The organism is Glycomyces endophyticus (assembly GCF_039531525.1).
In the GTDB taxonomy this organism is placed as follows: domain Bacteria; phylum Actinomycetota; class Actinomycetes; order Mycobacteriales; family Micromonosporaceae; genus Glycomyces; species Glycomyces endophyticus.
The window spans coordinates 1-13273 of sequence record NZ_BAAAQF010000007.1 but is presented as its reverse complement, the minus strand read 5'-3'; the positions used below and the strand labels follow the sequence as shown (position 1 = coordinate 13273).

Annotated in this window: 11 protein-coding genes; 5 read left to right on the top strand and 6 right to left on the bottom strand. The window is 73.0% G+C overall.

Annotated features, from left to right (window positions below; all coding sequences use genetic code 11):
- Window positions 1-18: 18 nt before the first annotated feature.
- The 5 genes from glmS to sepH all read right to left on the bottom strand — a co-directional run bounded on the left by glmS (window position 19) and on the right by sepH (window position 7962).
- Window positions 19-1872 (bottom strand): glutamine--fructose-6-phosphate transaminase (isomerizing), encoded by a 1854-nt coding sequence (gene glmS, locus ABD419_RS11475; protein ID WP_344486175.1) that lies wholly within the window; start codon window positions 1870-1872, stop codon window positions 19-21.
- Window positions 1873-2010: 138 nt separating this feature from the next.
- Entirely contained in the window at window positions 2011-3927 is a 1917-nt protein-coding gene (locus tag ABD419_RS11470; RefSeq protein ID WP_344486172.1) for an outer membrane protein assembly factor BamB family protein, read from the bottom strand.
- Between the two features lie 368 nt (window positions 3928-4295).
- Window positions 4296-4958, bottom strand: coding sequence for an RNA 2',3'-cyclic phosphodiesterase (gene thpR, locus ABD419_RS11465; RefSeq protein WP_344486169.1), 663 nt, complete (start codon window positions 4956-4958; stop codon window positions 4296-4298).
- Between the two features lie 350 nt (window positions 4959-5308).
- Window positions 5309-6571, bottom strand: coding sequence for an MFS transporter (locus ABD419_RS11460; protein WP_344486166.1), 1263 nt, complete (start codon window positions 6569-6571; stop codon window positions 5309-5311).
- Window positions 6572-6942: 371 nt separating this feature from the next.
- Entirely contained in the window at window positions 6943-7962 is a 1020-nt protein-coding gene (gene sepH, locus ABD419_RS11455; protein WP_344486163.1) for a septation protein SepH, read from the bottom strand.
- Window positions 7963-8170: 208 nt separating this feature from the next.
- Here sepH and ABD419_RS11450 point away from each other — a divergent pair, with 208 nt between their 5' ends.
- Window positions 8171-8500 carry a DUF2530 domain-containing protein gene (locus ABD419_RS11450; RefSeq protein WP_344486160.1) on the top strand — a complete coding sequence of 110 codons (330 nt, stop codon included), beginning with the start codon at window positions 8171-8173 and terminating at the stop codon, window positions 8498-8500.
- A 204-nt stretch (window positions 8501-8704) separates the two neighbouring features.
- Here ABD419_RS11450 and ABD419_RS11445 read toward each other — a convergent pair whose 3' ends face one another.
- The gene (locus ABD419_RS11445; RefSeq protein ID WP_344486157.1) at window positions 8705-9487 is read right to left on the bottom strand and encodes a DUF3027 domain-containing protein; all 783 of its coding nucleotides are present in this window, start codon (window positions 9485-9487) and stop codon (window positions 8705-8707) included.
- A gap of 356 nt (window positions 9488-9843) precedes the next feature.
- Between ABD419_RS11445 and mqnB the strand changes: the two genes are divergently transcribed.
- From mqnB to larE, 4 genes are all read left to right on the top strand, one after another.
- Entirely contained in the window at window positions 9844-10458 is a 615-nt protein-coding gene (mqnB, locus tag ABD419_RS11440; RefSeq protein ID WP_344486154.1) for a futalosine hydrolase, read from the top strand.
- 74 nt (window positions 10459-10532) lie between these two features.
- A complete protein-coding gene (locus tag ABD419_RS11435; protein WP_344486621.1) occupies window positions 10533-11348 on the top strand; it encodes a 1,4-dihydroxy-6-naphtoate synthase in 816 nt (271 codons plus the stop codon).
- A 128-nt stretch (window positions 11349-11476) separates the two neighbouring features.
- A complete protein-coding gene (locus ABD419_RS11430; protein WP_344486151.1) occupies window positions 11477-11875 on the top strand; it encodes a cold-shock protein in 399 nt (132 codons plus the stop codon).
- Between the two features lie 108 nt (window positions 11876-11983).
- Window positions 11984-12853 (top strand): ATP-dependent sacrificial sulfur transferase LarE, encoded by an 870-nt coding sequence (larE, locus tag ABD419_RS11425; RefSeq protein ID WP_344486148.1) that lies wholly within the window; start codon window positions 11984-11986, stop codon window positions 12851-12853.
- Window positions 12854-13273: the final 420 nt, after the last annotated feature.

Here is a 13273-nt window from a genome sequence, read left to right as displayed (position 1 = left end):
GTGTCCGGACTGCGCCCGCTACTCGACGGTGACGGACTTCGCGAGGTTCCGCGGCTGGTCGATGTCGCGGCCGAGGGCCGTCGCCAGCTCGGCGGCGAACTCCTGCAGCGGGACGGCGGTCAGCAGCGGCGCCAGCAGCGTCGGCGACGCGGGCGTCTCGATCACGAGGTCGGCGTGCGCGGCCGTGATCTTGTCGCCCTCCTCGCACACCGCGATCACCTTCGCGCCGCGCGCCTTCACCTCCTGGATGTTGGAGATGATCTTGTCGTGCAGGAGCGACCGGCCGCGCGGGCTCGGCACGATCGCGATCACCGGCGTGCCGGCCTCGATCAGCGAGATCGGGCCGTGCTTGAGCTCTCCGGCCGCGAAGCCCTCCGCGTGCAGGTACGCGAGCTCCTTGAGCTTGAGCGCGCCTTCGAGGGCCACCGGGTAGCCGACGTGGCGGCCGATGAACAGGACCCGCTCGCCGGCGGCGGCGCACTCGCGGGCCATCTCGCGGACCGGGTCGAGGTTCTCGATGACCTTCGCGATCTTCCCCGGCGCGGCCACGAGCTCGTCGAGCACGGCCGACACCTCGTCGGCGTACTTGATGCCGCGCACCTGCGCGAGGTGCAGGCCCACCAGGTAGCAGGCCGCGAGCTGCGTCAGGAACGCCTTCGTCGAGGCCACCGCGACCTCGATGCCGGCGCGCGTGTACAGGACCGCGTCGGACTCGCGCGGGATCGTCGACCCGACGGTGTTGGAGATCGACAGGACGCGGGCCTTCTGGTCCTTCGCGTGCCGCACCGCCATGAGCGTGTCCATGGTCTCGCCGGACTGCGAGATCGCCACGACCAGCGTGGAGCGGTCGAGGACCGGGTCGCGGTAGCGGAACTCGCTCGCGAGCTCGACCTCGCACGGGATGCGCGTCCAGTGCTCGATCGCGTACTTGGTGACGAGCCCGGCGTGGTACGAGGTGCCGCACGCGACGATGAAGACCTTGTCGATGTCGCGGAAGTCCTGGTCGGACATGCGGACCTCGTCGAGGACGATCTGCCCGGACTCGTCGATGCGCCCGCGCAGGGTGTCGGCGACGGCCTGCGGCTGCTCGTGGATCTCCTTGGCCATGAACGTGTCGAAGCCGCCCTTCTCGGCGGCCGCGATGTCCCAGTCGACGCTGAACGGCGTGCCCTCGGAGGGCGCCCCGTCGAAGCCGCTGACGGCGACGCCGTCGCGGTTGATCGTCACGATCTGGTCCTGGCCCAGCTCGATCGCCTCGGTCGTGTAGGCGATGAACGCCGCCACGTCGGAGCCGAGGAAGTACTCGTCCTCGCCGAGCCCGACCACGAGCGGGGAGTTGCGGCGCGCGCCCACGACCGTGTCGGGGTCGTCGGCGGCGACCGCGAGCAGCGTGAACGCGCCTTCGAGGCGCCGGCAGACGCGGGTCATGGCGGCGGTGAGGTCGCCGTCGACGCCGTACTCGCGGCCGAGGAGGTGGGCGGCGACCTCGGTGTCGGTGTCGGAGAGGAACTCGATGCCGTCGGCCTCGAGCTCGGCGCGGAGCTGCCCGAAGTTCTCGATGATGCCGTTGTGGATGAGGGAGATCCGGCCGTCGGCGGAGCGGTGGGGGTGCGCGTTGCGGTCGGAGGGGACGCCGTGCGTCGCCCAGCGGGTGTGCCCGATGCCGCAGGTGGACTCGGGGAGCGGGTGCTCGGCGAGGGCCGCCTCGAGGTTCGCGAGCTTGCCGGCGCGCTTGTCGACCTCGATGCGGCCGTCGGCCGAGACCAGCGCGATGCCCGCGGAGTCGTAGCCGCGGTATTCGAGACGGCGCAGGCCGTCGAGCACGACGTCGACGGCGCTGCGGCGGCCGACGTATCCAACGATTCCACACATGCGAGAAACACTACCGCAGTTTCGCGCATCACTCATGCGCGGATCAGCGGGAATCGATCACACTGTTTGATCGTTGCCGGTGTTCGCGGTGCGTTCACCGGCCGGTCACGCACCGTTGGGGATCAGGACTCGCGGGAGTCAGGAGACCACGGCGATGCCGCGGGCGCCCTCGGCGTTCACGTAGCTGACGGCGCCGCCGGTGCCGACGGCGCTGAGCTGCGCGTCGTGGCACCAGTTCGCGGGGACGTCGGCGGTCTCGCCCTCCTCGGCGACCGCGCCCGGGAGCGCGATCTCCTTCACCTCGCCGCCGGCGACCTGGTACAGGCGGCACTCGGGGAGCGTCGGGTCGAGCGACAGGTCGGCGGCGAGGAGCGCCCGGTTGTCGGGCAGGACCGTGCCCCAGCCGCGCGCGACCTCGGGGTCGAGCGGCGTGTACCCCAGGCGCACCTGGCCCTTGTAGAGGCGCTCGCCGGAGTCGGCGTCGTAGGACATGACGCCGAGCCAGGAGCCCTCGCGGTCCCTCGCGGTGTAGCACTCGATGATCTGGACGGTGCGGCGCGCGGCGACGGGCACGTCGGCGCGGGCGTCGCCTCCGGCGGCGATGCCGGCCGCGGGCGCGCTCGTGGGCTGCGACAGGTGCAGCGTCCCCCCGCACGCGGAGGAGTTCGTGGACCCGAACGACTGGTCCTTGACGTGCCAGCGCTCGGCGCCGTCCTCGACGCCGTAGGCGATGAGCCGGTGCTCGAAGCGGCGGGCGGAGAAGGGCCCGTCGGTGACGCGGTGCTCGACGCGGCTGTCGATGAGGACGGTGTCGCCGGAGACGAGGAACGAGTCGGGGACGACCCTGGCGGCGGTGTCGACCTCCTGCTCCCAGGCGGCGGCGCCGTCGTCGAGGTCGAAGGCGAGCACGTAGTCGCGGGCGACGGACCGGTCGGGGGCGGGGACGCAGTCGGCGAGGAGGACGACGCGGTCGCCGGCGACCTGCGCGGCGGTGCCCTCGCAGCCGGGCGGCATCTCGGCGTCCCACAGCAGGCCGCCGCCGAAGTCGTAGACGTGGAAGACCTCGCTGCCGTCCTCGGCGAAGAGGAGCCGGTCGTCGGCGAGCGCGAGGAGCGTCCCGGGCGAGCCGTCGAACCCGGCGGTGGCGACCTCCTCGCCGTCGCGGGCGCGCAGGACGCGGGTCTGGAAGTCGTCGCGGTCGTCGGCGCGGGGGCCGGTGAGGGCGACGAGGTCCTGGGCGTGGGAGAGGACGGGCGACTGGGAGGCGAGCCAGTTCCAGCGGCGGTGGTACCAGACGGCGGCGCCGGAGGCGGGGTCGAGCATGGTGACGGCCTGCGGCGTGGCGTCGCCGGGGTGGTCGGTGCGCAGGAGCCCGTACGGGGTGTCGGTGAAGCGCTCGACGCCCGCGAGCGCGGCGAGGCCGTCGAGGCCGGTCTCGGCGGCGGCCGCGTCGCCGACGCGCACGTCCTGGTTGGCGAGTTCGGCCCACCGCTGCATGGCGGGGGCGAGGGCGGCGGCGAGGAGCACGACGACGGCGACGGCGAACACGCCGACCTTGCGGCGCATGGACTTCGGCGGGCGGGCGCGCCCGCCCGCGTAGCCTTCGACGACGAACTCGGAGAGGGCGAGGAGCCCGCCGCCGAGGACACCGAAGCCGTACGCGAGGGCGGCGACGCCCGCGCGGTGGGTGATGAACTGGCCCGGCCCGGCCTCGGGCATGGACGAGTAGACGGCCCACCCGGCGGCCGCGGCGAACACGGCGGTGGCCAGTGCGGCGATGATGATGCGCAGTCCGGTGTGGGCGGCGGCGGTGGCGATGACGGCGGCGGCGATGAGCACGGACGCGACGGTGCCGATGATCATGTAGACCCCGGAGGACCCGGTGCCCGCGCCGGTCCCGAACGACGCCCAGACGATGAGGACGGCCCAGCAGGCGAGGGCGGTGATCCCGGCGGCGCGGAGGAAGACGCGGGCGAGCGGGCGCCCGGGCCTGGTCGCGCGCGGGCCGTCCGCGTCGGTGCGGAGGCGGCCGGCGCCGGAGGCGTTGTGGGACATGCCCTCTTTCTACCGGTCACCGGCCGTGCGATCCGGGCTTTCGCGCAGATCGCGAGCGGGTTTCTTGCGGGCAGCCGCTATGGCGATCGAAGCGATGGGCCCCCGGTGTCCACCCTGGCACGGGGGTCCGACGGTCCCGGCCGGACCGGGGTTCGAACAAGGCGCGAGGGTGCTTCGGAGGTGCCGGGATTGGAACACGGCGCGAGGACGTTTCGGAGGTGCCGGGGTTGGAACGCGATGCGAGGGCACTTCAGAGGTGCCGCGATCCGAAGGCGACGCGGGGGCACGGCGGATGCGAGCACGCTTCGGATGCGGGGGTGCGGCAGCCCGGGCCAGTGGGAGGGGCCGCGGACTGCCGCAGGTCGGGGTCAGCCTCCGAGCGGCGCGGAGGCGACGGCGGTGTACTTGGGCTGGACCCCGGCGGGGCCCTTCCCGAAGTCGGAGCGGTAGAGGACGAGCTCGCCCGCGGTCCAGCTCGGGCCGTAGTACCGGCGCAGGGTGAGGAGGTCCTGCGCGGCCTGCTGGTTGGTGACGCGGTCGCCGGGGCGGGCGAGCGTCACGTGCGGGCGGTACTGCTTCTGGTCGACCGGGAGGTTTCCGGCGACGAGTCCGGCGCGGATGCGGTGGACGAGGTCGACGAGGGCCGCGACGTCGCCGTCGAGGCCGGCGTAGACCACCGAGTAGCGGCCGCGCCCGAAGCGCCCGCCGCCCGAGACGCACAGCCGCATCGGTGCGGCCTCGCGGGCGGCGGCGGCGATGACCTCGGCGGTCTCGGCGCAGCGCGATTCGGGGACGTCGCCGAGGAAGGCGAGCGTGAGGTGCCAGTTCTCCGAGCGGACGAGGCGGCCCGCGGCGGGCCTGCGGCCGACGGCGCCGGGGCGGCTGGGGGCGCCGCGCCGCGCGATGTTGAGGTCGGAGACGACTTCGGCGAGATCGGCGACGGCGTTGTCGGGAAGCGGGAGCGCGGCGAAGAGCCGCTCGGTCCGTACCTGGGGTGCGACCGGTGCGGTCGCGGTGGCGGAGGCACTCACTGGATTCCCTCCAGGGGCTCTACTCGGGATCGGTGACCCGCGCCTGCGCCGAAAGGTGTGTCGACGCGACGTGGTCGAGGGCTGTCACGATGTGCCTATCCTCGCAGCATCCCCCGACGTTCATTCAGTGAAATCCCATTGGACGGGACAGTAATTTCAGGGAAGTAACGCCCCTGTGCACTCCTGGGACGCCAGCGCCGCAGGAGGTTCGGGGCGATTGCGGAGAAGTCGGGCAGCACAAGGGAGACCGCGATCTCGCGCGGTTCACCCTTTGGGATTAACGGATACGCGCCCGAGGCGCCTTTGTGGAGTCCGCACAGCGTAGGGCACGCCCGCAACCGGGACGGGCGCTACGGCATCGCCTTGCCGGTGAGCGCGGTCGCGCGGCGGCGCAGCTGCGACCGCTTCGCGAGCGCGACGACCGCGGGGGTCGCCATCGCGACGACGCCGCCGAGCCACAGGCCGGTGCGGGCCCCGAAGGCCTCCATGACCCACCCGACGAGGGGCGCGAACACGGCGGTGGAGCCGAGGAAGACGAGCATGTACAGGCTCAGCACGCGGCCGCGGTAGTCGGCGCGCACGCCCATCTGGACGCGCTGGTTGGCGGCCTGGGCGTAGTAGACCATCGCGAAGCCGGTCGGGGCGAGCAGCAGCATCGCGCCCCACAGGGTCGGGGCGAACCCGACGAGCATGGTGCCGACGCCGAGCAGGGCCGACGACAGCAGCATCGTGTTCAGGGTGGGCCGCCCGGAGCGGCGGCCGGAGGCGAGGGACCCGGCGAGCGCGCCGACCGCGAGCGCGGTCAGGAGCAGGCCGTAGGAGTCGGCGCCGGTCTCGAACTCGGTGCGGGCGAGCATGGAGAGCGTCAGCGCGAAGTTGAACGTGAAGCCCGAGACCAGGAGCGAGACGACGAGGACGGCGATGATGTCGGGGCGCGCGGCGGCGTAGCGCAGGGCCTCGCGGATGCCGCCGGCGTCCTCGCGGCGGCGCACCGGGTTGGAGAGGCTGCGGCGCAGCAGGACGGCGCAGGCGACGGCCGGGCCGAGGGCGAGCGCCGCGCACGTGATGATGACGGTGCCGGTGGAGGTCACGGCGATGAGGACCCCGGCGAGGGCGGGGCCGGCGATGCGGCTGGTGTTGAAGATGGCGCTGCCGAGGCCGACGGCGTTGGGGAGCGCCTCGAGGTCGACGATCTCGGAGTAGAACGCCTGGCGGGCGGGGCCTTCGACGACGGAGACGGAGCCGAACGCGGCCATGCCGACGTAGACCATCCACAGTTCGATGTGGCCGGTGAGCACGACGGCGCCGAGGCAGGCGGTGACCGCCGCGGAGCCGATGGAGCACAGGAGCAGGACGCGGCGCTTGTCGAAGCTGTCGGCGATCTTGCCGCCGTGGAGTCCGAAGAGGAGGTAGGGGCCGAACTGGAGCGCGAGGGTCCAGCCGAGGGCGGTCCCGGAGTTGCCGGAGAGCTCGAGCACGAGCCAGGAGACGGCGGTGGTCTGGAGCCAGAACGCGAGGGTGCCGACGAGCTGCCCGGAGGCGTACACCCGGAAGGCGGGGTAGGCGAGGGCTCTGAACGTGTGGCGCAGCTGGCCGAGGAGGACCGGAGACATCGCATTCAATGATATTTACTTACCGGTCGGCAAGCCAGTAACTGAGACCGACTTCTCTCCCCGTCCCGCCGACGCCCCCGAACCCTCCCGAATCCCGGGACCGCCCCTGGCCACCAGACCGGAGTCTCCCCGCCGCTCGGCCCCGGCGCCCGCGCTTCGCCGGACCGGCGACCCGCTGCCCCACCACCCGGCCCGGGACCCGCCTCAACGCTAGAACGGGGCGGACCCGAAGGCCCGCCCCGCGGCGAAGGCAGTGATTGCGAAACCGGCGACGAACACCGTCGCACCCGCCGGATACGGTCAGGAGTGGGGCGTTCACGCGGCACATATCCGGAATTCCGGATACGGCCGATCGGTGCTCCGCGGCCGGACTAGTCCTTGCCGGCGCTTCCGAAGAGCACGTCGTCCCAGCCCGGGAGCTGGTTGCGCGGCTTCGACCCGGCGGCGGCCAGCGGCAGCGCGTTCAGGTCGTCGTCGGCCACGGTGCGCTTGTTCGGGCGCAGCACCGCGAGCGAGGGGACCTCGGGGGTCTCCCGCTGCTCCGGCGCGGTCGTGCCCGGCAGGCCGAGCTGCGAGGTGCGCTTCCCGCGCCCCTGCATGTCGTCGAGCGGGCGCTCCAGGACCTCGCGGAGCCGGTCGCGGCGCAGCGGGTCGGGACGCGAGTCGTCGTCGAGCTCGCGCAGCCCGTGCATCGGGTCGCGCGAGGGCCGCACCGGGTCGCCGGGGCGGACGCCCAGGTCGCTCGGGGCGTCCTTCGGCCCGGAGACCTGCTGCGGCAGCGGCGTCGAGAGGAACTGCGCCATCTCGTCGTCGGGCGTCACGGTCTGGCGGGCGCGGTCGAGCTTCCAGCGCGCGCGGGCGGTCGTCTTCCCGGAGGACCACGACGCCTGGACGAGCCAGGAGCCGTCCTCGGTGCGCCAGGCGTCCCACGAGACGGCCTCGGGGTCGACCCCGTGCGTGCCCAGCTTCACATCGACCACATTGGACATGCGCTCGCCGCGCTCGGAGGTCGCCAGCCGCGAGCGGCGGGCGGCCTGGGCGAGCATGGCGCGCTCCTGGAGGACCGGACCGGCGTACCGGAGCACCCGGTCGACGGCGACCTGCGCGGAGGCGGCGATGTCCTCGGCGCTCTCGCCGGCGCGGATGCGGGTCTGGATGTCGCGCGGGGAGAGGCTGACGGCGGCGGGGCGCTGCGGGACGGGCCGGTTCGCGGCCGCGGGCTTCGCGGGCGGGGCTTCCGTCCTGGCGCGCAAGGCGTTCCCCGCTTCGGGGACGTCGACCACGGCGGCGACCCGCTCATCGAGCGGGAGGGCCAGCAGGCGGCCGAGTTCGTCGGCGAGCACGAGCGCATGACCGTCCTCAGAGAGGGCTACGAACCGTACCGGCCTCATGCCTTCCCACCCCTCGTGTCGTCGTCAGCGCCGCGTCCCGCTCGTCCGAGCGTACGCCCAACCCTACCGGCGGACCACAACCGGCGGGGTGCCTATAAGCGATCGCGGCGGACGGGCCCCCTGCGGCGTCCCGTCTGCGGCAACACGATGCCGACTCGCGTCGGCGTGACCGATTGTCGCGGGGACTGTCGCAGCGTACATTGGCAGCGTGTCCACCGACGGAAGTTCCCAGCCCCCGGCCGCGTCCGGCTCGTCGGCGAACCCTCGCGCCGCCTACCACCGGGTGAAGAAGACCCCCGAGCTGCCGGCCGCCGACGCGGTGCGGCTGCGGATGACGCCGATCGCCGCCGCCGGGACTCTGGTGTGGACGGTCGCCCTGGTGCTCACCCAGTTCTTCCGCGACGACCTCGCGGCCTCGGGCCGCGAGTGGTGGGGCGCGTGCGCGCTCACCGGCGTCATCGTGGGCCTCCTCGGCACCGCCGCGATGGCGGTCGCCGACAAGCGGCACTTCGGGAAGGCGCCCCGCGGCGACGCGTAGGCGGAGACACGCCCCCGCGGTGGGTGGCGGAACGGGACCGGGCGAGCGGCGTGCGACTGCGCCGAGGAGCGGTTCGGCATGCGGCACCGCCCGATGGAGGGCAGCACGCCGATGACCTCTGGGTAAGGGCCCCCGGTTTCAACCGTGCCCGAGGGGTGCGACATTTTCCCGGGCTCACGGCCCCGGTGTCCCCTGATCGGGGGACTACAGGATCTCGGAGCCCTCGTCGTCGTAGACGATCTCGGACTTCTCGACGCCCTGCGGCGTCGTGTCCACGAACTCGCTGATCTGGGAGTGCGCGCCGCAGCCGTGGTCGGCGGAGACGACGCGGGCGTCCTCGGAGGAGTACAGGTTCGCGCAGGCGCCGAAGGCGAGGCGCATCGAGCCGGCCAGCGGCAGGAAGAACCCGCAGGTGCCGCAGCGGGCGGGCGCGGGCGCGGCCTCGGCGATCGGGGCGGTGGGCCCGCGGTCGCCGTCGTACCAGCGCTGCGCGGCCTCGGCGCGGCCCTCGCGGTTCATGACGCGCTCGCGGCCCAGGCCCAGCTCGGTGGCGATGTCCTCGACGGCGTCGTCGTCCGACAGCTGGTAGGCGGGCATGAGGCGGTCGTCGTCGTCCTCGGTGGGGAGGATCTCGCCGGTGCCGACCTCGCCGCCCTGGAGGCGGTCGGCCCACGGGACCCACGCGGGGGAGCGGAGCGCGTCGGGGCCGGGCAGCAGCGCGGTCTCGGAGACGGTCGCGGCGCGGGCGCGGGGGACGCGGGTAAGCACGACGGCCCAGCGCCAGCCGCGGTAGCCCGGGAGGGTGCACTCGAAGTAGTGGGTGACGACCCGCTCGGACTCGGCTTCGACGCTCAGGTGCTCGCCGATCCCGTCACCGGCTTCCTCGGCGGCCTCGCGGGCCTGGTCGACGGCATCGGCGAGGGCCCGGTCCAGACGCGGTTTGCGGGTCCGGGCGGTTTTTGCGGCGGCGGTGGAGCTGTCAGGCACGCTTTCAAGCATAGGTCAGCTCGCGCCGGACCCCGGCGGTCGGTGCGGCCGGGCGAGAGGGGGATGCGCCACACCCCCGGCCGTGCAGGCCTGGAAGTGTCGGACCCCTCGGGCACCGTTGAGACCGGGGGCCCTTACCCAGAGGTCAACGGCGTGCTGCCCGCCGACCGGGGCGGTCCGCCGACGCGCGGGGACCGGCCGGCACAACCTCGATGTCTCCGAGTCCTCCGACTGGTCCACCGACACGCAGGGACCGGCCACGCCGATCACGGGGGCGCGGTGCGGGGGCCCGCTGCGTCCGGCGCCACGTTCACTGCGGCGGCCGCGGGCCGGTGCGGGCCGGTACCGTTTGCTCCATGCGAATACTCGTCGTGTGCGCGGTCGCCGAGGAGGCCCAGGCCGTCGAGGCCGGGCGCTCGCTCCGCCATGAGCTGGACATCCTCGTCTGCGGCGTCGGCCCGGCCGCCGCCGCTGCCGCCACCGCGCGGACCATCGCCGACAACAGCCACATGGGCCGCGCGTACGACGTCGTCGTCAACGCCGGCATCTGCGGGGCGTTCATCGGGCGGGCGAAGATCGGCGACGTGCTCATCGCCACCGACTCCGTCCACGCCGAGCTCGGCGTGGCCCTCCCCTGGCGGTTCCAGCCGATCGACGAGATCGGATTCGGCACCAACCGGATCGGGTGCAACACCGTGCTCACCGTCGCGGTCGAGGGCGTGCGCGGCGAGATCCTCACCCTCGCCTCGATCACCGGCTCCGACGGGCAGGCCGCGAACCTCGCCCACCGGTACCCGGACGCGGTCGGCGAGGCCATGGAGGGCTTCGGCGTCGCCACGGCCGCGCAGCAGGCCGGCCTGCCGTTCGCCGAGATCCGCACCGTCTCCAACTTCGTCGGCGACCGCAACGTCGAGGGCTGGGACTGGGGCTCGGCCCTGAAGTCGCTCACCACCGCCATCAGGGAGCTGTAGGCATGGTCGCACTGGGAATCCCGCTCGACGGCGCGACAGACGCCGCGGCCGACGGCGCCCCTGGGCGCGGCGCGCTGCACCTGGCGCACTCGCCGTGCCCGAACGACACCTTCATCTACCACGCGTGGACCTCGGGCCTCATCGACGGCGCCCCGGTCACGCGGCTGACGTTCGCCGACATCGACGTCACCAACTCCGCCTGCGCGCGAGGCGAGTTCGACGTCGCGAAGGTCTCGTACGCGGCCCTGCCGCACCTCGGCCCCGAATGGCGGCTCCTGCCGGCCGGCGGTGCGCTCGGGCGCGGGTGCGGGCCGCTGGTGCTCACCGGCCCGGGCGGGCTCGCGGGCCTCCGGGGCCGCAAGATCGCCGTCCCCTCGGACCGGAGCACCGCGTTCCTGCTGTTCAACCTGTGGCTGCGGGAGCTCGGGAGCCCCGACGTCGCGGTCGAGGTCGTGCCGTTCGACCAGATCATGCCCGCGGTGCGCGAGGGCCGCTTCGACGCCGGGCTCGTCATCCACGAGGCCCGGTTCACGTACGGCGAATACGGCCTGGACTGCATGGTCGACCTCGGCGAGTGGTGGGAGGGCAGCACCGGCGCCCCGATCCCGCTCGGCGCGATCGTCGCCAAGTCGCATCTCGACACCGGCGCGATCACCGACGCCATCCGCGCCTCCCTCGACTACGCATGGGCGAACCCGGAGGCGAGCCGCGCGTACATCGCCGAGCACGCCCAGGAGATGTCGGAAGACGTGTGCCGCATGCACATCGATCTGTACGTCAACGAGTTCTCCCGCGACCTCGGCGACGAGGGCCGCGCCGCGGTCCGGCGCCTCCTCGGCGGGGCCGCCGAACTCGGGCTCGTGCCCGAGCTCGGCATCGCGATCCCCTAGCGCCCGAGCGGCGGTCGCGATGCGTGGCGGCGCCCTCACCCCGACGTTGCGGACCGCCCGGTTCATGCCACGCTAGGCTTGACGGACTCAGCAGTAGCCGGCATGAGAGAGAAGTTCGAGGTTCAGCGGTGCCCAGTGGTCGAGTGAAATGGTTCGACGCCGAGAAGGGATTCGGATTCGTCTCCCGCGACGACGGCGGCAAGGACGTCTTCGTGCACCGCGACGCGCTTCCCGAAGGCGTGGAGGAACTCGCCAAGGGGACGAAGGTCGAGTACAGCATCATCGACACGCGCCGCGGCGTCCAGGCGATGGGCCTCCACGTGCTCGCCGCCCCGCAGGCCGGCCCGGCCGCGGCCCCCGAGACGCCGAAGCGCTCGCCGGAGGAGCTCAACAGCCTCCTCCAGGACCTCATCGGCGTCCTCGAACAGCAGGTCATGCCCCCGCTCTCCCGCGGACGCCGCCCCGACCGCAAGACCGGCGCCAAGATCGCCGAACTCCTGCGCGCCGTGGCGACCGACCTCGAGTAGCCCGTCCCGACGTGCATCCGGGGCGGCGCTTCGCGCCCCATCGGTAGGGACATTTCCGTTATGTCCGTGAAAAAGGGTGGGGCGCGCACGGCGGGATAGGCTCGTGCGGTGACCTTCCAGGCGACTTCTCAAGCGGCCCTTCCCGCGTCCGGCGGCGGCGTCGACGCACTGCTGGAACGGCTCGCCTCGCTGCCGTCGCTCATGGTGGCGTTCTCGGGCGGCGCCGACTCGGCGTTCCTGCTCGCGGCGGCCGTCCGGGCCCTCGGGCCCGAGCGGGTGGAGGCCGCGACCGCCGTCTCGCCGTCGCTGCCGCTGTCCGAGCTCGACCGCGCGCGGGAGTTCGCCGAGGGCCTCGGAGTGGTGCACCACGCGCCGGTGACCGACGAGCTGTCGCGGGAGGGGTACCGCGCGAACGCCGGCGACCGCTGCTTCTTCTGCAAGACCGAGCTGATGAGCGTCGTCGGCCCGCTCGCCGAGGCGCGCGGCGTCGCCGCGGTCGCGACCGGCACCAACGCCGACGACCTCGCCGCCGGGTTCCGGCCGGGCATCCGCGCGGCCGCCGGGGCGGGGGCGATCACGCCGCTCGCCGACGCCGGGCTCACCAAGGCCGAGATCCGCGCCGCCTCGCAGGCCTGGGGCCTGTCGACGTGGGACAAGCCCGCGGCCGCCTGCCTCGCCAGCCGCATCGCGTACGGCGTCGAGGTCACCGCCGACGGGCTGCGGCGGGTTGCCGAGGCCGAGCAGGCGCTGCGAGACGCGTTCGGGGAGGCTGCGATCCCCGTGCGGAACCTGCGGGTGCGCGACATGGGCGGCGGCACCGCACGGGTGGAGATCGACGCCGAGCTGGTGCCCGCGGTCGCGGAGCGGCCCTCGCTGCTGGAGGCCGTGACGGGCTTCGCGGAGGTGCGGCTCGACGCGCAGGGGTTCCGGTCGGGGGCGATGAACGAGCTGCTGCCGAATCCGGAGCGGTACCGCTGAGCGGGTGATCATTTCGTGATATTCCCGAAATGTTCTGAGTGATGGGCCCCCGGACAACAACCCTGACCTATGGGTGTGACAGGAGTGGCCTTGTGGGGCAATGTGATCGGGGTTCGGATCTGAGCTGGAGGCACCCGGCGGGGCCGGCGGCGATCGTCAGTGGAGGATTGAGTCCGAAAGCCCCACCGGGTCCATAACCCCTCGGGAACCCCTCATTCCCCGAGGGCTTCACCGTGGACCATCAGACTGGGCAGGGCCTGAGCCGAACCTGGCAATTCCCTGATACAGGGGTGTTCGGTCTATAACGGGTGGTGTGTGCTCTTCGGACATGAGTCCCTCCCAACCCTCCCCAATCGACTGCGGGATGGTAGGGAGAATCAGGGCGGAGCGGCGGAGCGGCGGAGCGGCGGAGCGGCGGAG

Bases quoted from the DNA above. Each gene is read 5' to 3' on its own strand.
- sepH (WP_344486163.1), bottom strand. From the start codon at position 7,962: ATGAGGCCGGTACGGTTCGTAGCCCTCTCTGAGGACGGTCATGCGCTC.
- mqnB (WP_344486154.1), top strand. From the start codon at position 9,844: ATGCGAATACTCGTCGTGTGCGCGGTCGCCGAGGAGGCCCAGGCCGTC.
- ABD419_RS11470 (WP_344486172.1), bottom strand. From the start codon at position 3,927: ATGTCCCACAACGCCTCCGGCGCCGGCCGCCTCCGCACCGACGCGGAC.
- glmS (WP_344486175.1), bottom strand. From the start codon at position 1,872: ATGTGTGGAATCGTTGGATACGTCGGCCGCCGCAGCGCCGTCGACGTC.
- ABD419_RS11460 (WP_344486166.1), bottom strand. From the start codon at position 6,571: ATGTCTCCGGTCCTCCTCGGCCAGCTGCGCCACACGTTCAGAGCCCTC.